This window comes from Vibrio qinghaiensis (assembly GCF_002257545.1).
Classification (GTDB): domain Bacteria; phylum Pseudomonadota; class Gammaproteobacteria; order Enterobacterales; family Vibrionaceae; genus Vibrio; species Vibrio ordalii.
The window spans coordinates 2,422,429-2,444,668 of the sequence record NZ_CP022741.1; the positions used below are offsets into that span (position 1 = coordinate 2,422,429).

Here is a 22,240-nt window from a genome sequence, read left to right on the forward strand (position 1 = left end):
CCTGTCATAGTGCTGATTAGATGCCAAAACCTCACCTAAACGTGTGAGGTTTTTTTATTCCCCCGCACGCACAAAATCACTGAGCTGCGCGTCTGCGTGTTGCGCGGAAAGTGCCTCAATACGATCACTCACTAACACATGTCCTTGAGCCATAAACGCAAAATGGCTCGCAATCGCTTTGGCATCACTAATATGGTGCGTCACCATCACAACAGTGATCTCTCTTTCTGCGGCTAACTGCTTAACCAAAAGTAGCATCTCTTCTCTGAGTAGCGGATCCAAGGCGGAAAAGGGCTCATCCAGCAGCCAGATAGGATGTGGTTGTACAAAACAGCGCGCCAGAGCAACTCGTTGACGCTGCCCCCCTGAGAGCTGCTCAGGCAAGCGATCAAGTAGCGCAGCCAAACCCACTTGCTGCGCGGCGCACTCAACCAACGCCTTTTGTGAAGGGGTTAATTTCAGCCCCGGATGTAGCCCAAGGCTAATATTTTCACGCACAGTGAGATGGGCAAAAAGATTGTGCTCTTGAAACAGCATCGAAAAAGGACGCAAGTGTGGCTCTTGCCCAAGCAAGGATTGCCCTTGAACTTGAATATCACCGCTTTTCGGTGCAATAAAGCCCGCAACTAAGCTCAGTAAAGTCGACTTGCCCGCCCCGCTTGGCCCCATTAAAGAGAGAATCGCCCCTCGCGGTACAGAGAGCGAAAATTCAAACCACTCCTGTTGATACTCATAGTGCACGGCCTTGAGTTCTAACATTGCTTTACCTTTGAATGTGAGTGAAATAACCGCTCAATGAGGGCAAAACACCCCACACTGAGTAGCAACAGCGTAAGAGAAACCACCGCCGCCGCTTGCATTTGGTAACTGCCTAGCAGTTGGAACAAGTAAAGCGGTAAGGTTCTAAACTCTTGGCTACCAAATAGAGCAATCGCACTTAAATCCCCCATTGAGAGCAAAAAGCTGATCGCAAAGGCATGCGCTAAGGGTTTACGCAACGCACGCAGCTCAATCACTTGCAAACGCTGCCACCCTTTAATGCCAAGGCTGGCACATAACCATTGATATTGCTGCGCGATATGCAGCATAGGTTGCGCCAATGTTTTCAACACATATGGCAATGCCATTAATCCATTGACGAAAAAAACTACCCAATACGCTAGGCTAAATGCATCGGTCCAGATGCGCAGTAACAGAAAAAGCCCGGTGCTGATAACAAGCCCTGGCGTGACCAAAATAATCGCGCCAATCAACTCTAGTTGGTCCGCCTTACGGTTGTGCTGCTGCAGGCGCCAAGCGCGAGTCGTGATGAGTATGGCAACCCCAGCCGAAACAGCAACCACGCTTGCCAATAACGCCACTTGCAGTGAAGCCCAAAGCGCACGCCAGAATTGCTCATCGCTCAAGACGTGAAAAAGCTGCGAATTTAAACCGCTCAAGATGACCATCACCAGCGGCGGAAGTACTAACAGCAACGCAAGGAAGATCCATGCGCCGTCCCAACATTGCGCTTTTCGATTGTCTCGACTAACCACATAATCACTCGCTTGACGCCCTGTGGTGATGGCTAACGGCTTCGCTAGACGTGAAATGGATAGAGACAGCAGCCCGCATAACAGCATCTGCCACAGCGCAAGCAGCGCGCCGGCTTGTAAATCAAAATCAAATTTGATCGCCTGATAAATCGCCAGCTCAATCGTGGTGGATTTAGGCCCGCCGCCAAGTGCCATCACAGTGGCAAAACTGGTAAAACAGAGCATGAACACCAAACCACAGACATGAGGAAGCTGCTGACGCAAACGCGGCCATTCAACCCAACGAAATTTGTGCCAATGACTCATACCAAGATGCGCGCATAACTTATGCTGCTCAGCCGGGATCGACTCTAACGCTTGCAGCAATAAACGGCTGGCATACGGGAGATTAAAAAACAGATGCGCCAGTAAAATCCCGTTTAATCCGTAAATGGAAAACGGCAGTTTGCTATCAAACCACGCGAGCAGCGAGGCGAGCAGACCGCTATTACCATAAATGGCCAACAAACCAAATACGCCCACCAGCACTGGAAGCACTAAGGTCGTTGCAAACAATTTGATCAGCAGCGCACGTCCGCAAAATCGACGACGGTAAAGTGCGTGAGCAACAGGAAGCGCGAAGCCAACACTGAGCAGCATCGACAAGCTGGCTTGGTAAAAACTAAATTGAGTAACGTGGCGATAATACGGGTCTTGCCATACGTGCATCACATTTAAGCTGGGTGCTTGTAACAGCAACGCCGCCAACGCACTGATGACAAAGGTCGCGACAAGTATCGCGACCCCAATGCCTATTTTAGGAATAGCATTCAAACTTTATCGCACCTTAAAACGTTAAGGCAGTTTGCCACTCACGGATCCACGCTTTACGCATCTCAGACACCTCTTGTGCGCTAAAGGTAAGCGCCTTTGATGGCACAGCCAGCGTTTCAAAACCTTTCGGTAGCACGACAGACGTCACAGGATACATCCAGTTTCCGGTTGGCATCACCGACTGAAATTGATCACTTAAAATAAAGTGCATGAACTCATCGGCCAATTTGCCGTTATCACTGTGTTTTACTTTCGCAGCCACTTCCACTTGCATGTAGTGTCCTTCGGCAAAATCGGCAGCCGCGTACTTGGCGTCATTTTCCGCAATCAAATGATAGGCTGGAGAGGTGGTGTAAGAGAGCACCAGATCAGACTCACCTTTTAGAAACATCGCATAGGCTTCTGACCAACCTTTGGTGACTGTCACCGTCTTATTGGCGAGCTGTTGCCATGCTAAATTGGCTTTCTCACCATAGACAGATTTCATCCACAGCAGTAAGCCTTGACCGGGTGTTGAAGTGCGCGGATCTTGATAAATCACTTTAAGATCATCGCGCTTTTCTACCAACTCTTTTAAGCTTTGCGGTGGGTTTGTTAATTTTTCTTTATTGTAAACAAAGGCAAAATAGCCGTAATCATAAGGAACAAACGTTTCATCACTCCAACCACCGGGTAGCGTGACTTGGCTCGTCTCGACATTATGATTTGTCAATAAGCCAGTCTGTTTGGCCTCGGCCATTAAGTTGTTATCTAAACCGAGTACGATGTCTGCTTTACTGTTATTACCTTCAAGACGCAAACGGTTTAGGATCGATACTCCATCATCGAGTGCCACAAACTGAAGATCGCAAGCGCATTGTGCTTCGAATGCTTTTTCAATCGCTGGTCCCGGGCCCCATTCTGATGCGAACGAGTCGTAGGTATAAACGGTAAGGATATTGTCAGCGGCGTGCGCTGAAAAAGAGGTAATGATGGCAAGTGCAATGGTATTAAGAGTGGTGTTCAACTGGTCGCTCTCCTTGGTTGAGCGGCACAGGCTTGAGGAGGATGAGAATATTCCATTATTCCTATTCTGAGATCCTAACCCAATTCCTACGCCAGCATTATCTGGTTCAGGTTTACGGGTCCCAAGCTCACGCTTGATCTCAGCAGCATTCATTGAGATGAATGATTTGCTCCCCGTTGAGTGAGGTGGATTGTAATTGGAATTAACGCAATAAGCTATACCGTTGGGCGTGAGTCATATCCCCAACGCGGCACAAGCCCTTGTTCAACGCCTAAGTGGTCCAAAATACGCGCCACCATAAAATCGACCAAGTCTTCAATTGACTGCGGCTGATGATAAAAACCGGGGGCAGCGGGCATAATGGTGACGCCCATTTGCGACAACTTGAGCATGTTTTCTAAATGTAAGGTGGAAAACGGCGTTTCGCGCACCACTAACACCAGTTGGCCACGCTCTTTCATCACGACATCGGCAGCACGTTCGATCAAATTATCGGACATGCCATGGGCAATCGCCGCAACGCTGCCTGCTGAACATGGGCACACCACCATCTGTTTTGGCGCAGCAGAGCCCGAAGCCACTGGTGAGAACCACTCTTCTTTGCCGCACACGACAAGCTGTGAGGCATCACAGTGTAAATGTTCCACCAACGCCGCTTTGGCCGCCTCAGTTCCACTGGGCAACTTCAACCCCTGCTCGGTTGCAAGCACAACGCGCGCGGCCGAAGAGATCAGCAGATACACTCGGTAATCTGCAGCCAATAAACACTCCAACAGACGAAGTCCGTAAGGAGCACCTGAAGCGCCAGTAAAGGCTAAAGTGATGGCTTGCTGTTTTGTTGTCATAACTCTCTATTTCGTTTGTGTCGCTGGCATTACATGGCTTGATTTAATGCAAGTAGGAGCTTGTTATGAATACCTTCAAAGCCACCATTGCTCATCACCAAAATGTGATCGCCCGGCTGGGCTTGCTGCGCAATTTGCGCGACGAAAGCATCAATATCATCATTCACTTGCGCTGGTTGTGAGCATTGGTCAGCCACATCCTGCACCGACCAAGCAAGATTGTTCGGCTGATAGAGATAAACTGAATCGGCTTGCTGTAATGACGCCGCTAAAGTTTGCTTATGCACGCCCAACTTCATCGTAGCCGAACGAGGCTCTAAAACCGCGATAATTTTCTGATCGCCTACCTTGTTACGTAAACCACCCAAAGTAAGTTCAATGGCCGTTGGATGATGAGCAAAATCGTCATACAACGTAATACCGTTCACTTCGCCTTTAAGCTCTAAACGACGTTTGGTATTGATAAATTTGCCCAAAGCTTGACAGGCTAAATCTGGAGTGACCCCTACGTGACGCGCCGCGCCAATCGCCATTAAGGCGTTATCGACATTATGATCGCCAACCAAATCCCAAGTTACGCGCCCCACGCGTTCATTGTCAAAGAACACATCAAATTGCGAACCATCACGCGTGATTTTTTCAGCTTTCCACTGCGCTTGCTCACCGGTAAACTCAGTTTCGCTCCAGCAGCCACGTGCGAGAACATCCGCTAATGCGCGCTCTTTTTGCGGAGCAAAAATACGACCATTGCCCGGAACAGTACGCACTAGATGATGAAATTGGCGCTTAATCGCTTCAAGATCGTCAAAAATGTCTGCATGATCAAACTCTAAGTTATTCAACACTAAAGTGCGTGGGTGATAATGGACAAACTTAGAACGCTTATCGAAAAAAGCACTGTCATATTCATCGGCTTCTACCACAAAAAACATGCTTTCGCCCAAACGCGCAGAAATGCCAAAGTTGCCAAGTACGCCTCCCACCAAAAAGCCCGGTTGGTAACCGCAATCTTCTAAGATCCACGCCAACATGCTCGACGTAGTGGTTTTACCGTGTGTGCCAGCCACCGCAAGGACCCAGCGGTCATGCAACAGAAACTCTTGCAACCATTGCGGGCCAGAGGTGTAACGCAAGTTGTGGTTCAGCACATATTCAACACACGGATTGCCGCGACTCATGGCGTTGCCAATCACCACCAAATCAGGCTTGGGCTCTAATTGAGCAGGGTCAAAGCCTTCGATAATCTCGATACCTTGAGACTCCAATAACGTACTCATCGGTGGGTAAACGTTGGCGTCGCTGCCGGTAACTTTATGACCTAATTGCCGCGCTAAAACGGCAACACCGCCCATAAACGTACCGCAAATCCCAAGAATGTGAATATGCATAAATCCTAGCCTCGCACATGGCGTTGTGAGTGATTGCCTCCATTATCACCATCCATTTAAGAAAAGCGAGCATGTTTGCAACTTCTCAAAAGTCGACAAACAAATTGAGATCTCAATCTGTTACTTCATTACCATTAAAAAGATCTAAGCCCTAGAATCTCATTGTTACCCAAACGTTATCAAATGGGTGACTCGTTTCGGCCGACATCCCAGTAAGAGGATGCGTTGTGAAACAATCACTCCCTATCCTATATAGCTATGTTAAGGAAATAACATGTCTGAGATTCGCACTCTTGGCGAGTTTATTGTTGAGAAACAACATGACTTCCCCCACGCAAGCGGTGATCTTTCATCTCTGTTGTCCTCTATTCGTCTTGCGGCAAAAATTGTTAACAGAGAAATCAACAAAGCGGGCCTTGCTGATATTACTGGTGCGGTGGGCTCAGATAATATTCAAGGCGAAGAACAACAAAAACTCGATGTCTACGCCAACGAAAAATTTAAAGCGGCGCTTGAAGCGCGCGATCAAGTGTGTGGTGTCGCCAGTGAAGAAGAAGATGAAGCGGTTGCGTTCAGCAAAGAGCTCAACAAAAACGCAAAATACGTGGTGTTGATGGACCCGCTGGACGGCTCATCCAACATCGATGTCAATGTCTCTGTCGGCACGATTTTTTCTATTTATCGCCGCGTATCGCCAGTCGGCACGCCCCCAACACAAGAAGACTTCTTACAACCCGGTAATAAACAGGTTGCGGCTGGTTATGTTATTTACGGCTCTTCAACCATGTTGGTGTATACCACTGGCAACGGCGTAAATGGCTTTACTTATGATCCGTCACTCGGCACTTTCTATCTTTCACACCCCAATATGATGACCTTCGATGATGGTAAAATTTACTCCATCAATGAAGGTAACTACATCCGCTTCCCAACCGGCGTAAAAAAATACATTAAATATTGCCAAGAGAGTGTGCCTGAAGATAATCGCCCTTACACCTCACGTTACATTGGTTCATTGGTGGCGGATTTTCACCGTAATCTGCTCAAAGGTGGCATCTATCTATACCCAAGCACGCAAAGCCATCCAAACGGCAAACTGCGCCTATTGTATGAATGTAATCCAATGGCGTTTTTGATTGAACAAGCAGGTGGTATTGCTTCTGACGGTGTCAATCGCGTGTTGGATATTAAGCCGACAGAACTGCATCAACGTGTGCCATTCTTCTGCGGTTCAAAAAATATGGTCCGAAAATTGGAAGAGTTTTTAGAACTCAACCGTGACTAAACAAGCTCAGTGAGCGCCTAACTCTAGGCGCTTTTTTTATCGATAAATATGAGGCAAGGCTCTCTTTTTACGGTTTACACCGTTTCCTATTTACCGCTAAAGTTGCAACACAAGCGTTTACGTTCTGTTAATCAACCCAACACAATTTAAGTCCAGCGACGAAAAAGGAAATGCTAAATGAGCTTAAACAACGTGCCGGCAGGAAAATCACTGCCTGATGATATTTACGTGGTGATTGAAATCCCAGCCAACGCCGACCCAATCAAATACGAAGTCGACAAAGAATCTGGCGCGGTGTTTGTGGACCGTTTCATGTCTTCACCTATGTTCTACCCATGCAACTACGGTTATGTGAATCACACCTTATCGCTCGATGGCGATCCTGTCGATGTGTTGGTGCCCACCCCTTATCCGCTGATGCCAGGCTCGGTGATTCGCTGCCGCCCAGTTGGCGTATTGAAGATGACCGATGAGTCTGGTGAAGATGCCAAAGTGGTGGCGGTTCCTCACTCCAAGCTCACCAAAGAGTACGACCACATTCAAGACGTAAATGACCTGCCAGCACTACTGAAAGCGCAAATTACACAGTTCTTTGAACGCTATAAAGAGCTTGAAGCGGGCAAATGGGTCAAAGTCGATGGATGGGAAGATGCCGCTGCCGCGCGAGCTGAAATCCTGACTTCATTTGAACGCGCTCAAAAGTAGTCACCATCATTAAACAGTCACGATAGTTATATACCCAAACAACTTGGAGTTGCAGGTAGGCGGCAAGTGAGTCCCCATGCTCATAGGCAAACTATGTGATTGGGGTGAACAAACGTAGCCAACACCGCTGCAGCTTCAAGTAGGAAGGGTATAAGTGTCGTTATAAATAAAAAGCCACATCCTGCTAACGCGCGATATGGCTTTTTTATTTCCATTTTCAACGCCGTTCGTTACACCCGTTGGCACCAGTCTCCAGAATCAATCACAGCAGTAAGACGGCTGTGATCTTGATAGAGATAAATCCACGCACGGCCAAATGGGGTATCAACCGTTTCACGGCGATATTCGATAGGAATATCTTCTAAAATATCGAGTTTTGCTAGTGTTTGCTCATCCACTCGATATACCTCACCGACTATCGATTGCTGACCCTGAGTCAATCCAGGATATGGACCTAGATCGTACAGCGCGTAGTCAGGCTGTGTGCAGAATGAGCCCAACATTTCGCTTGTCTCAAGCAGGTGTGCATTACTTTCACCACGGCGTAATGTACCGTAGACAAAAATCAGATGTTGCATGTAACCGTCCCTAGTTAAATTCAAACTGATACAAAAGATCCACCGCGCTATCAAGGCCGGATACCGCTTCAATGTACAGATCTCTCATTAAGCGATAACGCACGGTAAATTCACCGACCGAACTGAAAATACCAACGCCATATTTCACTTGTAATCCCGGTAAAATATAACCACTCACTGTCACTTGTGAATCATCACCGGCACCAGCCGTATCCAACTGTAGATCTTGTACGCCAAAAGCTTGGCCAATTTCACCCACCACTTTACCGCTTTGTGCCAAGCTCAGACCAATCAGCGCAGTAGTCATCGCATTGCCACCCGCCTCACCATCAATATTCTGACCACGAAGTAGGTAAGAAAGAGCATTGGCTTGTGGCATCGCGGGTTCTGAAAAAATAGAAACCGCAGGTTCATCAGCGGGCCCCGTCACTTTCACCCCAGCAATAACACCATCTTGTGTGTTATTAGGGTTGCGCACGGCTCGAATAGAAACATAAGGTTGATCCACTGGTCCATTCATTAAAATTTTACCTTCTTGGATCAACAAATCTTGTCCAAAAGAGCGATACGAACCATTTTGAATGTTTACTTCTCCAGTAATCATTGGGCCTTTATCCTTTTGCGCCACATTGAGGCGGCCAATCAACCCGCCTTGCAAACCAAAGGCACTGAGCCTGAAATCATCACCAATCGAGATGTTTACATTAGTTTCAACGTTAAATGGCATGACGCTTTGCTCGCTCACAGGCTGCAAAGCAGAGTCCAATATCACTTGATCTTTAGAAACACTGATCGCACTTGATGGCAACTCTTCTACCACAATACGTCCCCAAGGCAGGTTAATATTTCCTGTCACAGTGGCCAGTTGAGGTTCCAGCGTAATGCTCATGTCTGGGATAACTTTAATCTTGACGATAGGCGGCAGATCCACCAATAGCTCATCGGCCAACACGCGCAGGTTGGCACGCCACTGCTCCATTTTCTGCCAGTCGGCATCCCCCTTGATACTCAACTCGCCATCCGCTGTTTGAATCGCTGCATTGAGCAAGGCTTGGTAACCATTAAAGTCGATCGCCACTCGGCCCGAGTTAATATCCAGTGGCGAAATATCGCCTTTAACGACAATGTCATCCACCACCACGCTGCCCATCACTTTTGGGTGCAACATCGGCCCACTGAAGGCAAGTTGACTGCGAACCTTCGATTTCGCTTGGCTATAATCCCCAAGCAGCGGCTGTAGAAAATCAATATTAAAAGTGGAAAGCGTTACTGCGCCATCCATCATTTTCTCTTTTGCCATTAGATCCGCAATGGTGATTTGCCCCGACAGATCGCCATTATCGGTCACATCCACTAGCCAACGAGCAAACAGCTTGTTCTGTTCAAGCGTACTGTCAATAGTGACACTATCCCAACCTAAAGTAATGGCTTGATCGATGTGCTGCGTGACTGCACCTTGGCTTAAGCTGAGTAATACTTTCGCTTGAGGCGCGGTATTGGGCGCCCATTGAGCGGTGAGACTGACATCGGCTTGGCCTTTAAGCTGAGTCTCTTGCGGTAAAAACATTGCGATTTGCTGAAAATCAAAATGGTTGAGAGAGAGCTCGGCCGCACCACTTTGCCCCACAGTCGCGTCTTTATCTAAGCAGAGCGATGCTCCCTCTTGCTGCCAACAATGCGCGGCAATCGTGGCTTGCTGCTTCTCGATATTAACCGCAACAGGTGTCGCTTGGTTTAATAGCCACGGCCCTTGTTCTGTGGACAGTTGTACTCGTTCCAGCGCACCTTGCCACTGCATCGTCGGCTTATCTTCCAAAGATCCACTGATCGCCAAGCTGGTTGAAATCAGATTTGAAATGACGTCTAAGCTCAGTTGATGCTGCGCTTGGGTACCTGAAAAATGCAAGTCAATACGATCAACTAACTGCTGTTGGTAGCTCAACAGGCTTGCCTGCAACTTCACTTCGGCTTGTGGCACAGGCAGTGGCGTCACATCACCGGTTAAGGTCACCTGCTTTAGACTCGCTTGTTGCTGCCAAGCAAGATCATTTGCACTAAGGCGCAGCTTAATTTGTGGCTGCTGTAAATCGCCACGCAGATAAATATCGCCAATCACTTTGCCGTGCAAATCAGGAACACTTTTCACCAGATCCGCAAAATCAACCGATAAGCTCATACGCCACTCTTTATCCAGCTCACCTTTGGCCGTAATCTGGTTGGGTCCATGGGCTAACGTTAAGCCGCTGGTCGACACAGTAAAAGCGCCTTTCCCTGTCATATCTGATGCGTTTAATTGACCTTCAATATTCAGTGGGTAGCCACGCAACACTCCCTCAATATCCAAAATAGGCAGCGCAACGTTCCAACTGCCCTGCGCGGTCAGCTCGCCCGTGGTTTCGAGCTTACCGCTGATCACGCCTTCGGCTTCCGGCCACTGCAATCCCGGCTGAATCTGTTCTAAATTCAGCGCCGCTTGCCAGTGAATTGGGGCTTGCCAGTTAGCCATCACTTGGCCAGCAATTTGCCCCCCTAAGGTGTCGACCAGCAAAGAATCTAAGTTGATTTGCTGTAAAGTGCCTTTACCAGCAACATCCAGCCTCACATCGGGCAGCTCTTTACCTTGCAGTTGGCCATTGAGCGCCACGCTATATCCGTCGAGTGAGCCTTGAGTTTTTAAACTCGGCACGCGAACAAAATAGTCTCCTTGCCCAATCAATGGCCACTGTGCTTGAACATCATCCAACGAAATATCAAACGGGATCTCAGGTTGCAGTAGCGCCAATTGCGCATTTAAGTTTGCTTGCGCAAGCCCGCCCAGTTTCGCGTTGAGCGTTAAATCACCCAAGCTACCCGAAGCCTCTAGTGCCAGTGTTTGCCCCTGAGCTTCGGCCATTTTGAGCGTGCTTTTTAAAGAGAGATTGAGTGGATAGTCTCCCTTCAGCTGCGCATCAGCTTTCAGATTGGCAATCAATTGTGGCAGCTCAAGCTCAAGTGATTTTAATGAAACGCTGCTCTGATAAGCATTCACAACCAAACCAATGTGGTTGACAACCAAAGGCTCAGCTTGCTCAAGGGTAAAACGATTAATATCAAAACGCGCCACTTCCAATTGCAGCGGAATGATCACCTCTGGCAAGGTAATCGGCGTTTTCACCGTAGGTGCAACAGTCGATGATACGGTTGTGGATTGAGTGGGTTTGGATTGTGCGCTTGAGGCTGAATCTACCTCGTCATTGGTCGCAAGCTTCAGTTGAATATCGCTCCAACTGGTTTTGCCAATCCGTAAGCGGTTACCTTGAAATGAGGCATGAGTAGAAAATTGCTTCCATGCCAGCGTATTGCCCAAAATATCCAGTTGAATATCATTGAGCTCAACACGGCCGACCTTAATTGGTACTGGTGTGGAGATTGACGTAATGGGATCAGAGGCAGACGAAGGCTCACCTTGCGTCGAAGGGGGAAGCTCTGGCAGCGCCAGCCTTAAGCCACTGATCGCAAGTTCATTTAAGCAAATTGAAGGCTCCAATAAGCAGCTAGCACTTATGGCTAATGTCACGCGCTGTAGATCGAGTTCGAGCTTTAATGCCTCATCGGAAAAGGTGACTTGGTTGAGCGTGAAACGTGGAAAAATGGCACCTTGAGCGCTGGCAACCTGCAGTTGTGGCAGCGCTTTTTGCGCTCCCCACAACAGGCCGTTAAGCCCTGTGTTGGTAAACAACAAGGCTGCGAGTGCAATAAATACCGCGCCCAACAAGGTGAATAAAATCGCCGATGCCCATTTGGTTATCTTCAACATCACTTTGGTCATAGTTCAGGCCCCAAGGTGAAATGCAGCTGAAATTCATCACCGGGATTGGCGTCAAGCCCCCATGCAAAATCTAAGCGGATCGGTCCAACCGGAGAAGCCCAACGAATCCCAGCTCCCACACCAGTTTTCCAATCCGGCGAATCATTAAAGGCATCGCCATAATCGACAAACAGTGCACCCCACCAATTTCCAACCAAACGATATTGATACTCCAACGAACTGGTGGCGATGTATTGGGCCCCAGTCAGTGCGCCGCTAGCATCTTTAGGTGAGATAGATTGATAACTATAACCTCGTAAATTGTTATCGCCACCTGCAAAGAAACGCAGAGAAGGCGAGAGTTTATCAAACTCTTCACTGAAGTTTGCGCCACTGTCTAAACGCAATAAACCACGATGGTTTTGCCCAGCGCTGCGTATCCAAGCCGTACCCGCCAACAAGCGCACCACGCGCGTTTCAGAAACGAAATTCGGATCGCCATACTCAAGTGTGATGCTCTGTTTATCGCCCCACATCGGCATTGAACCACCGCGAACACGTACACGAGAATAGGTCGCTCCCGGTAATACAAACTGGCCGACATCACTTTGCAAACCTTGTTCGTAGTTTTCTATCAAATAACGAACGAATAGGGTTCGATGCCAGCCACCATCACGCAGCCAGTGGCGCTCAAACGATAAGTTAGATTCCAAACTCTTCGTATCACGGTTGTCGAGATTCTTCATCCCATACTGAATTCGATAATATTCACGCCGCACATCTTCCAGTGGAATTTTATAACCAGCAGTAATAGTCTGCTCAGGGGAGGAAAGGGAGAAACTACTATCAAAGCTGTGGCCGAGGCTGTTAACCCAAGGTTTCTTCCATTTAAATGAACCGCGCACTCCCACATCCGTTGAGTAACCTAAACCAGTTTCAAGTTGGTTTCGAGCTTGCGGTGCAAGGGAAACCTTCATCGGCAGTTCGCGGCCGTTCTCCAGTTGGCTGAGATCGGGTTCGACAAAAACCGAGGAAAACCAATCAGTATTGGATAAGTTTTGGTTATATTCCCCGACCTTGGAAACCAGATAAGGATCATTGTTTTTATAAGGCTGAAGTGAGCGGACTCGCTGCTCTTCAATTTGATTGCCAGTAATAACAGAAGGACCAAAATGGTAACGGATACCACTGTTAAAATGAAGACGAACAAAAGCTTCATTCAACTCTGGCGCGACTTCCAAACGGCTTAATTCAAAATTGCCGTTAAAATAACCTTTTTGCAGCGCTAAGTTACGGATACCCGATTTCAAAGCATCGTACTGGCCATGATTAACCGCCGCGCCCACTTTAAGAGCATTGCGGCTAATAAGATTGGCAAAATCAACATCAGATTCAGCTTCCCCGCTGATCACCACATCCATCTCTTTAATAGTGGTTAACGGCCCGGGATTAATATTAACCACCAGCGCTTGCTCATCGCTCGCCACCACAAACTCAAATTGAGGATGATAGTAACCGAGCGCCGCAAGCGCTTCCGTCATACTTTTCTCTAAACGAGATTGAAAACGAGGATGCGTTGAATAGTCGCTCTCTAGAATAGACGATAAATAGGCTTCAACGTTGTTTTCTAATTCACCCTGTAAACCATTAATGGTTAACGCCACCTTGGCATACGCGGAAGTGGAAACAAGTAGCATCGTGAATAGAACTGGTAATGATTTTCGTCTCATGCTTAATTAAAGGAACAGTTGAGTAAACAGATCGTTAATGGATGGAAATCATACCGCCAATAGCAAGCTCCGTCTGTATGAAATCAGTCAATTATTCGGGCTGAATGTGAAACAGTGGCTCAACAACAATAAATAAAGCCCAAAATAGACACACGAAAGGAAAGTTCATGCTCAATAAACAAACAATGGTCAGCGCACAAACAGCACTGAAAGGACGAGAAACCCCTATGCCAGTGGAGGAAATTCATTACGTTAACCACAGCAACATCACTGAGCAGCCTAATGAGCATCAGCAACAAATAGTGATTGGTATGGGCTGTTTTTGGGGCGCTGAACGCTTATTTTGGCAACTCGATGGTGTGGTGTCGACTGCAGTAGGCTATGCAGGCGGCTTTACCCCAAACCCAACTTACGAAGAAGTATGCAGTGGTGAAACTGGCCATACTGAAGTGGTACGCGTGATTTTTAATCCACAACGCTTGCCATTAGAAAGGCTATTAAGTCATTTTTGGGAAAAACACGATCCGACCCAAGGCATGCGTCAAGGTAACGATAAAGGCACCCAGTATCGCTCCGCTATCTATACCTATTCAGCACAACAACAGCAAATAGCACAGGCCTCAAAGCAGCGGTACCAGCAGGCGTTGTCAGCCAGTCAACGAGCCTTAATTACCACCGAAATTGCACCCGCTGGTCCTTACTACTACGCCGAAAGCTATCATCAACAATACTTAGCTAAAAATCCAAATGGTTATTGTGGGTTAGGAGGAACAGGCATCTGCTTCCCACCCCAGCTCAGCGAATAAGCGTGTAGAATTGAGGCTTTGTTAGCATTTTGTTAACCGGTTAATGGCCTCTTTTCGTGGTTTTATTGATTCTGTGCTATACCTTTGTTGCTCAACTAAAGGGGACCCCTACAATGAAAAGTAAACGAGTGATCGCCATTCTAATGGCCTGCTGTCCAGCGCTTGCCATGGCACACAACATTACCCAAGGTCAGCGAGTTGCTGATGTTTCAGTGGAAAAATATGGTGAAATCATTCTACAAGATGATAAAACGGCCTTTCAAACTTGGGATACCAGCCAACTGCTAGGCAAAGTACGCGTCATTCAAGCTATTGCTGGTCGCAGCAGTGCTAAAGCGTTAAATGCACCATTGATGGGTGCCATTACGGCCGCACAATTTCCCGCAGAAAGTTATCAAACCACCTCGATCATCAACCAAGATGATGCGATTTGGGGCACAGGATCGTTTGTCAAATCTTCCGCTCAAGACAGCAAGAAAGAGTTTCCGTGGTCTTCCATGGTGCTAGATGAAGCGGGAAATATAGCCAAAGCGTGGGATTTAAAAGAGGAATCATCGGCGATCATCGTTCAAGACAAGCAAGGCAAGGTACTGTTTGTTAAGGAAGGTGCATTGAGTGATGAGGAAATTCAAACGGTTTTAGGCTTGATTAAGCAGAATTTATAATAACCTTAGGTGGCCGATAACACGGCTGCCTTTGCTAAACATATCGGGGTGAAAGGTGCTTTTATAAAAATAAGAGTACGCTTTATTCTCACAATATTGTTATATTATAACAATTATCATTTTACTACTGTATTGGTTTGATGTTTACCCGTCTACGTTGCCCCCATTACCGAGCTCAAAACATTGCATTATGTGCCATGCTGCTGATGCTATGGCTGAATGTCGCTTATGTAGATCATCACCTCGATACTAATCCTGCGCATCACGCGCAGCATCATTGCCAACTTTTTTCTGGGCTACAAAATGCATTAAGCTGCGCACTGCCTACTCTCCCTGTCGTTAGTGGCACAGAAATTCGTGCGACGGTTGAAAAAACTCAGCGTCGCCCCTCAGCTCATTACGCTTATCTTGCTCGCTCGCCTCCTCACTTTTAGACGTCTTATCTGGTTATTTATGATTTGTTACCCAAAGCCAACGCGCTAAGGGCTATTTTGATGTTTAAAAGGAATCACCCAATGCTTATCCAACGTAAACTCGCTCTCTCTATCGGCCTAATTTTAAGCACGCCAGCACTGGCAAATGAAGAGTTTCGCCAGCATGAAGCCCATGTACATGGCCACGTCGAGTTCAATATTGCTCAAGATGGGCAAGATTTACTGATTGAAATCACCGCCCCTGGCGCTGATGTAGTCGGCTTTGAACATGCACCACAAAATGATGAACAACAACAGCGCTTAAATAAAGTCCTTGAGCAGTTCAGCCACGCCGATGGCATTTTCCAGCTGCCCGCTCCAGCCAAATGTCATTTAGAAGAAAGTCGTATCGCGCATACGTTAAATGGTGAGCACCACGACCACGACCACGACCACGACCACGACCACGACCACGACCACGACAATCATGAAAAGCATGATGATAAACATCAAGATAAAGATGCTCAACACGCACACCATGACCATAAAAAAGATGTGCATGATGAAGGCGAGCACAGTGGTCACGGTGAATTCACGGTTCAGTACCAATATCACTGCGATAACATGCCGCAATTGCGGTACCTCGACACGCAATGGTTTAACTTGTTCCCAAATACCCAAACAATCTCTGCCAATGTACTGACAGACAAAGCACAATCTGCCTTAGAGTTAAAAACAAACAGCACTCGCATTACGTTTTAAGGCGTATAAGCAACAACCTAGAGTAAGCACACACTTACTCTAGGTTCATTGTCGTTAAAGGAATTTACAATGAGTGATTTGCATATTCTATCGCTGACGTCTGTCATTGAATTGAAAGAGGTCGAATTTCGTTGGCCGAACAGCTCACAACCAGCCTTATCTATCCAGGATCTTTGTGTAAAACGTGGAGAGCACCTTTTTATTAAAGGGCCAAGTGGTTGTGGCAAATCGACCTTACTGAGCTTACTGACCGGGATCAACCAAGCACAACGAGGGGAGGTCTCTATTTTAGGCACCAACCTGTCGACGCTAACTTCTCGTCAGCGGGATCGTTTTCGAGCCGATCACATTGGCTACATTTTTCAACAATTTAATTTATTGCCTTATCTCTCAGTGATTGAAAACGTTACGCTACCTTGCCACTTTTCCAGCACTCGCCAGCAGAATGTGGCAGGCGATCTGATTGAGAAAGCACAGCAGCTACTCACTCGATTACATCTTGCACCAGAACTATTGGCCAAACCGGTTATCGAACTGAGTATTGGCCAGCAGCAGCGTGTCGCGGCGGCGAGAGCACTGATTGGCGAACCCAAGCTGATCATCGCCGATGAGCCAACCTCGGCGCTGGATCACGATAATCGACTCGCGTTTATCGAACTGCTATTGGAAGAGGCGAATCGGGCAGGTTCAACACTGGTGTTTGTGAGCCACGATCCCACCTTAGAAGCTTTATTTGACCGCGCAGTTTACCTCCCTCAATTGAATAAGGCAGGAGTCGCAGCATGAATGTGATTACCAATTTGGCGTGGAAAAGCGTACTTAACCGCAAAACCACGGCACTACTCTCCATTCTGACGGTCGCCATTTCAGTCATCCTGTTAATGGGGGTTGAACGCATTCGAACTCAAGCCAAAGAGAGCTTTGCCAACACCATTTCAGGGACGGATCTAATCGTCGGTGGCCGCTCTGGACAAGTCAACTTGCTGCTCTATTCGGTATTTAGAATTGGCAATGCCACCAACAATATCGACTGGAAAAGCTACCAAGCCTTCAGTGAGCATCGCAGCGTCAAGTGGGCGATCCCCATTTCCTTGGGTGACTCACACCAAGGGTTTCGCGTCATGGGCACCAATCACCATTATTTTGAGCATTTCAAATATGGAAGTAAGCAACCACTTACCTTCTATCAAGGCACTGATTTTCATGGTTTATTTGAAACGGTATTGGGTTCTGATGTCGCCGAAACCTTAGGTTACCATATTGGCAGTGACATCATTATTGCGCATGGCATCAGCGATGTAGGTTTTAGCCGCCACGACAACCTCCCTTTCAAAGTAGTGGGCATTTTAGCGCCAACGGGAACGCCCGTAGACAAAACGGTGCATGTCTCATTAGAAGCAATTGAAGCCATTCACGTGGGTTGGGAATCGGGTGCGCATTTAGGCAATTCGCCATCCAAAGAGCAGCTTGAACAACACAACTTTCAACCCAAGCAGATCACCGCCATGTTGATCGGTTTAAAATCGAAAATTCAAACCTTTGCACTGCAACGTGAAATCAATAACTATCGCCAAGAACCCTTGAGCGCCATTATGCCCGGCGTCGCTCTGCAAGAACTGTGGGGTATGATGTCGATAGCAGAACAAGCTTTAATGGCGGTGTCGGTCTTTGTGGTAGCAGCCGGGTTACTTGGCATGCTCAGCAGCTTACTGACAAGCTTGCAGGAAAGACGCCGTGAAATGGCGATTCTGCGCGCCATGGGCGCACAACCTAAACATATTTTTGCTCTGCTTATCAGCGAAGCGACGACGCTGACCTTCATTGGCATCTGCGTTGGATTAGCGGGGTTATATTCACTGCTCGCACTGGCGCAACCTTTTATTGCGCAGCATTATGGCATTCAAATCACACTCAGCACCTTAAGCGGCTATGAGTGGCAATTATTAGCTTATGTACAGCTGGCTGGCATTATTATTGGTGTTATCCCTGCTCTACGCGCCTATAGACAATCACTTAGCGATGGAATGACCATTCGAATTTAGGACTTAACGATGAAAAAACTACTGCTTATCAGCGCGCTGCTGCTATCAGGCTTGTTACCGATATACGCACAGAGTAATGAACAAGTACTGACGCTCGATTGGATCGATCTGATCCCGGAGAACGAACGTAACCAATTCAACGCCGATGGCATGCCAGCATTGAGCCATGACGGTGACATGACGGCTGCACAATCAAAAATCGGCGGGGTTAGAAAAGAGCTCAATGGCAGCGTGGTCAAAATACCCGGCTTTGTGATCCCACTGGAAGGTGACGCCAATAACGTTACTGAGTTTCTACTGGTGCCCTACTTTGGCGCATGCATTCACGTGCCACCACCGCCACCAAACCAAATTATTTATGTGAAATATCCGCAAGGTGCTCCAATCCAGCAGCTCTGGGATGTAATTTATCTGATTGGGACACTGAAAACCGAAAGTGTTAGCCACGATCTGGCCGAAACAGGGTATGTAATCGAAGGCACTGCAATCGAAGAATACGACGACATGTAGTTAACAAAATAGCAACCTATTGATTCATCTAAACTAAACGATATATTTAGATAAATACGCTAGCAAAGCGACATATATCAACAATAGTAAAGTGATCGATAGGTGCTTTTTCCGTCTATTTTCTTTCCAACACTTCATAAGCACCCCACAAACTCTGATAACAACCTTAACAATTTATTATCATAAGGGATAGCGCAAATTTATGATCTAGAACGAATGTTTTTCCTAGATGGAAAATGCGTTACACGTTACATTTTAATCCATGAATGAAATGGGTGATTGAAGCGGACATAAAATGGCAGATACCAACAACCCTGTAGTGATTGAACATCAAGCCAACTCAGGTCAAAGCCACGAAAAAAAATCGAGCTATATCAAAGACAGTGGTAGTCGCATTTTGAATATTGCTCAATATCACGGCTTAGATGCGCTGCTACAAACGGATCCGCCAGAAAAAACCTCGCTTGATCGCGCTTTATTTAGAGAACAGCAACGTAAAGAGCAGCGACAAAAAAACCTAGAGCAGATCGTCAAACTGGCGCATGTTTCTTGTAAAAATGAGACCGCCGGAGAGCCAGATCAAGATTGGTTACACCGCTTTTTCGATATGGCGCAAGACATCCACAACTCTTCGATGCAGCGACTTTGGGCGCAAGTGCTCAAACGCGAGGTGACTAACCCCGGTTCAACCTCAATGAAAGCACTGCAAGTATTACAAGACATGACACCAAAAGAGGCGCAGATACTCCAAAAAGCCTCAGCGTTAGCCTGCTGTTTTGGCAGCGATAACAGCCGCAAGCTGTTGGTCGGCATTCGTGCTACTAACGGTATTTTTAGTTTAGGAAAACGCATCAGCACATTTGTCATCAATATGGGTAGCTTCCAACTGCCCTATTCGAGCCTATTAGTACTGATCGAGCTTGGCTTACTGCATGCCACTGAACTGGAATCTGGAGAAATTGAACTTGAACCGGCACTGCTGTTGACCTATCAAGGCAAGAATCTGTCACTGCAATCGATGAGTAAAGGGGTCAGGCTGCTCTATTACCGTTTTAGTCCCACTGGTAATGAGCTGTGTAAGCTACTGGGTAATAAACCGAATATGCAATACTACGATCAGATGTTGGCGGTGCTTAGCCAGAAATTCACTGTCCACACCGACGTTGCCAGCAGCTCTTTTCATCACGCCGTCTAGCCTCAAAAATAAAGGGCTCAAGCTGATGAGCCCTCTTCTACATTAGGCGATAATCGCTCGTACTTGCAGCGCTGTTAGGCAAATTTCCACCAGCTCATCAATGCTTTTTTCGCCAGCCGCAAGATCGATCTCAGGGTTTTGCGGCGACTCATACTCAGAGTCAATGCCCGTAAAATTACTGATTTCACCAGCGCGCGCTTTTTTATATAACCCCTTCGGATCGCGCTGCTCGCACACGTCCAACTTGGTATTGACAAACACTTCGATGAACTCACCTTGTGGCAGCATATCGCGCACTAATTGACGCTCAGCGCGATGCGGTGAAATGAATGCTGATAACACGATTAACCCAGCATCGGCCATCAACTTCGCGAGTTCACCAATACGGCGAATATTTTCTCGCCGATCTTGCTCTGAGAACCCAAGGTCGTTGCACAAGCCGTGGCGTACATTATCCCCATCGAGTAAATAGGTGTGATACCCGAGTTGAGCTAAACGCTGTTCCAACGCACCAGCAATGGTTGATTTTCCGGCCCCTGACAGCCCCGTAAACCACAATACTGCTGGCTGTTGTTGTTTTAAATTGGCGCGGAACGACTTATCCACCGTATGCTGATGCCAGACAACATTTTCATCTTTATTGGCCAAATTCGTACTCATTACTCAATCCTTTGTTGCCTCAAACTAGCCAATAGAGGGACGCGGTAAGCGGCAATCCCTCCCACCGAATCACCACAGTTAAGCCTTGAATAACTGACGAAGATCTTTGGCTTCCCAGTGTGGAAAGTGCTTGCGGATCAAGGCATTCAACTCCACTTCAAATGCAGAGTGGGCGCTTTGAGCATGAGCGATGTTTTGCAAACTATCTCGAACCAAGCCCGCTCCCACCGTCACATTCGTCAGGCGATCGATGATGATAAAACCACCAGTATTGGCACTGTCTAAGTATTTATCCAGCGCGATCGACTCTGTTAGCGACCATTCACACAAGCCAATGCCATTGAGCGGCAACTCTTCACTGTGATAAGTCGATAAATTATTAATATCGTACTGGTGACGCACCGCTTGCAACTGGCCGACGGTTTTCTTACCCGCAATTTTGATGTTGTATTCACGCCCGGCTTTGAGCGGTTGTTCTGTCATCCAAACCACATCGGCTAATAGATGGTTGGTTGATTCAACCTGTGCTCCTTGCAGCACAATAAGATCACCACGGCTGATATCAATTTCATCGCTAAGCGTTAACGTCACCGCTTGGCCTGCTTGCGCTTGCGGCAAATCTCCATCGAAAGTAACAATACGTGCCACGATGGATGTTTTTCCGGACGGAAGTGCGGTGATTGCATCTCCAACGCTGATGCTGCCCGCTGCAATCGTGCCAGCAAAACCGCGAAAATCGAGATTCGGTCGGTTCACATACTGCACTGGAAAACGAAACTCACCGGCTCCTTTTTGCTGATCAACGTCCACCGTTTCAAGCAGCTCCAACAGTGATGGGCCTTGATACCAAGGCATGTGCTGGCTTGCTTCAACCACGTTGTCCCCTTCCAGAGCAGAAAGCGGGATGATCTGAATATCAGTATCACCTTGCAGATGCTTTGAAAATTCCACGTAGTCTTGACGGATCTGCTCAAAACGATCTTGTGAGTAATCGACCAGATCCATCTTATTCACCGCCACCACAAAATGCTTCAAACCTAACAGATTGGCAATGAATGAGTGGCGACGCGTTTGATCCAAAATGCCTTTACGGGCATCGATCAAAATCACCGCGAGATCGCAAGTGGATGCGCCCGTCGCCATATTGCGCGTGTACTGCTCATGCCCCGGAGTATCGGCAATAATGAATTTGCGCTTTTGAGTAGAGAAATATCGATACGCCACGTCAATAGTGATCCCTTGCTCACGTTCCGCTTGCAGGCCATCAACTAACAGAGCTAAATCGGGGCGCTCGCCCGTCGTGCCAACACGCTGGCTATCGGAATGGACGGCGGCCAGTTGATCTTCATAAATCTGTTTTGTGTCATGAAGCAAACGACCAATCAAGGTACTTTTTCCATCATCAACCGAGCCACAAGTCAGAAATCTCAGTAACGATTTGTGCTGGTGTTGCGTGAGATAAGCTTCAATACCGATCTCAGAAAGCTGAGCCTGAACTGCACTATTCATAATCTT

Annotated in this window: 20 protein-coding genes and 1 riboswitch; of the genes, 10 read left to right on the plus strand and 10 right to left on the minus strand. The window is 47.4% G+C overall.

Features of this window, described 5'->3' with window-relative positions:
* Window positions 1-54: 54 nt before the first annotated feature.
* From thiQ to mpl, 5 genes are all read right to left on the minus strand, one after another.
* On the minus strand, window positions 55-759 hold the full coding sequence (gene thiQ / locus CCZ37_RS11220; protein ID WP_010318809.1) for a thiamine ABC transporter ATP-binding protein: 705 nt from the start codon (window positions 757-759) through the stop codon (window positions 55-57).
* Complete coding sequence (thiP, locus tag CCZ37_RS11225; RefSeq protein ID WP_094500538.1) at window positions 753-2,348, minus strand: thiamine/thiamine pyrophosphate ABC transporter permease ThiP; 1,596 nt, start codon at window positions 2,346-2,348, stop codon at window positions 753-755. Before thiP ends, thiQ begins: the two co-directional genes overlap by 7 nt.
* Window positions 2,349-2,361: 13 nt before the next feature.
* The gene (gene thiB, locus CCZ37_RS11230; protein ID WP_094500539.1) at window positions 2,362-3,354 is read right to left on the minus strand and encodes a thiamine ABC transporter substrate binding subunit; all 993 of its coding nucleotides are present in this window, start codon (window positions 3,352-3,354) and stop codon (window positions 2,362-2,364) included.
* A 66-nt stretch (window positions 3,355-3,420) separates the two neighbouring features.
* Window positions 3,421-3,540, minus strand: a riboswitch (TPP riboswitch).
* Between the two features lie 29 nt (window positions 3,541-3,569).
* Entirely contained in the window at window positions 3,570-4,199 is a 630-nt protein-coding gene (locus CCZ37_RS11235) for a flavin prenyltransferase UbiX (protein WP_094500540.1), read from the minus strand.
* 29 nt (window positions 4,200-4,228) lie between these two features.
* On the minus strand, window positions 4,229-5,587 hold the full coding sequence (gene mpl, locus CCZ37_RS11240; protein ID WP_010318805.1) for a UDP-N-acetylmuramate:L-alanyl-gamma-D-glutamyl-meso-diaminopimelate ligase: 1,359 nt from the start codon (window positions 5,585-5,587) through the stop codon (window positions 4,229-4,231).
* 274 nt (window positions 5,588-5,861) lie between these two features.
* Here mpl and fbp point away from each other — a divergent pair, with 274 nt between their 5' ends.
* Together fbp and ppa are read left to right on the plus strand one after the other, a co-directional pair.
* A complete protein-coding gene (fbp, locus tag CCZ37_RS11245; protein WP_094500541.1) occupies window positions 5,862-6,872 on the plus strand; it encodes a class 1 fructose-bisphosphatase in 1,011 nt (336 codons plus the stop codon).
* 177 nt (window positions 6,873-7,049) lie between these two features.
* Window positions 7,050-7,577 carry an inorganic diphosphatase gene (gene ppa / locus CCZ37_RS11250; RefSeq protein WP_010318803.1) on the plus strand — a complete coding sequence of 176 codons (528 nt, stop codon included), beginning with the start codon at window positions 7,050-7,052 and terminating at the stop codon, window positions 7,575-7,577.
* A 230-nt stretch (window positions 7,578-7,807) separates the two neighbouring features.
* Here ppa and CCZ37_RS11255 read toward each other — a convergent pair whose 3' ends face one another.
* From CCZ37_RS11255 to tamA, 3 genes are read right to left on the minus strand one after another with little or no spacing between them, the layout of a single operon-like run.
* The gene (locus CCZ37_RS11255; protein ID WP_167372407.1) at window positions 7,808-8,155 is read right to left on the minus strand and encodes a gamma-glutamylcyclotransferase family protein; all 348 of its coding nucleotides are present in this window, start codon (window positions 8,153-8,155) and stop codon (window positions 7,808-7,810) included.
* Between the two features lie 10 nt (window positions 8,156-8,165).
* Complete coding sequence (gene tamB / locus CCZ37_RS11260; RefSeq protein WP_094500543.1) at window positions 8,166-11,963, minus strand: autotransporter assembly complex protein TamB; 3,798 nt, start codon at window positions 11,961-11,963, stop codon at window positions 8,166-8,168.
* Window positions 11,960-13,672, minus strand: coding sequence for an autotransporter assembly complex protein TamA (tamA, locus tag CCZ37_RS11265; protein ID WP_094500544.1), 1,713 nt, complete (start codon window positions 13,670-13,672; stop codon window positions 11,960-11,962). The genes tamB and tamA overlap by 4 nt, the downstream gene beginning before the upstream one ends.
* Before the next feature lie 167 nt (window positions 13,673-13,839).
* On the opposite strand from tamA, the gene msrA reads away from it, so the two are divergent.
* The 8 genes from msrA (at window position 13,840) to CCZ37_RS11305 (ending at window position 20,065) form a co-directional block, all read left to right on the plus strand.
* Window positions 13,840-14,478 (plus strand): peptide-methionine (S)-S-oxide reductase MsrA, encoded by a 639-nt coding sequence (gene msrA, locus CCZ37_RS11270; RefSeq protein ID WP_094500545.1) that lies wholly within the window; start codon window positions 13,840-13,842, stop codon window positions 14,476-14,478.
* 113 nt (window positions 14,479-14,591) lie between these two features.
* A complete protein-coding gene (locus CCZ37_RS11275) occupies window positions 14,592-15,143 on the plus strand; it encodes a YtfJ family protein (RefSeq protein WP_010318798.1) in 552 nt (183 codons plus the stop codon).
* 140 nt (window positions 15,144-15,283) lie between these two features.
* Entirely contained in the window at window positions 15,284-15,577 is a 294-nt protein-coding gene (locus CCZ37_RS11280) for a DUF2607 family protein (protein WP_094500546.1), read from the plus strand.
* Window positions 15,578-15,658: 81 nt separating this feature from the next.
* Complete coding sequence (gene zrgA, locus CCZ37_RS11285; protein ID WP_208613916.1) at window positions 15,659-16,318, plus strand: zinc uptake protein ZrgA; 660 nt, start codon at window positions 15,659-15,661, stop codon at window positions 16,316-16,318.
* A 69-nt stretch (window positions 16,319-16,387) separates the two neighbouring features.
* Window positions 16,388-17,104: an ABC transporter ATP-binding protein gene (locus tag CCZ37_RS11290; protein ID WP_094500548.1), complete on the plus strand. Its 717-nt coding sequence runs from the start codon at window positions 16,388-16,390 to the stop codon at window positions 17,102-17,104.
* Window positions 17,101-18,360 (plus strand): ABC transporter permease, encoded by a 1,260-nt coding sequence (locus tag CCZ37_RS11295; protein ID WP_094500549.1) that lies wholly within the window; start codon window positions 17,101-17,103, stop codon window positions 18,358-18,360. The genes CCZ37_RS11290 and CCZ37_RS11295 overlap by 4 nt, the downstream gene beginning before the upstream one ends.
* Before the next feature lie 9 nt (window positions 18,361-18,369).
* On the plus strand, window positions 18,370-18,870 hold the full coding sequence (locus CCZ37_RS11300; protein WP_047690499.1) for a DUF3299 domain-containing protein: 501 nt from the start codon (window positions 18,370-18,372) through the stop codon (window positions 18,868-18,870).
* Between the two features lie 295 nt (window positions 18,871-19,165).
* Entirely contained in the window at window positions 19,166-20,065 is a 900-nt protein-coding gene (locus tag CCZ37_RS11305) for a TIGR03899 family protein (protein WP_010318793.1), read from the plus strand.
* Window positions 20,066-20,107: 42 nt separating this feature from the next.
* On the opposite strand, the gene cysC is transcribed toward CCZ37_RS11305, so the two are convergent.
* Both cysC and cysN read right to left on the minus strand, forming a co-directional pair.
* On the minus strand, window positions 20,108-20,725 hold the full coding sequence (gene cysC / locus CCZ37_RS11310) for an adenylyl-sulfate kinase (protein WP_094500550.1): 618 nt from the start codon (window positions 20,723-20,725) through the stop codon (window positions 20,108-20,110).
* Window positions 20,726-20,803: 78 nt separating this feature from the next.
* A complete protein-coding gene (cysN, locus tag CCZ37_RS11315; protein ID WP_094500551.1) occupies window positions 20,804-22,234 on the minus strand; it encodes a sulfate adenylyltransferase subunit CysN in 1,431 nt (476 codons plus the stop codon).
* Window positions 22,235-22,240: the final 6 nt, after the last annotated feature.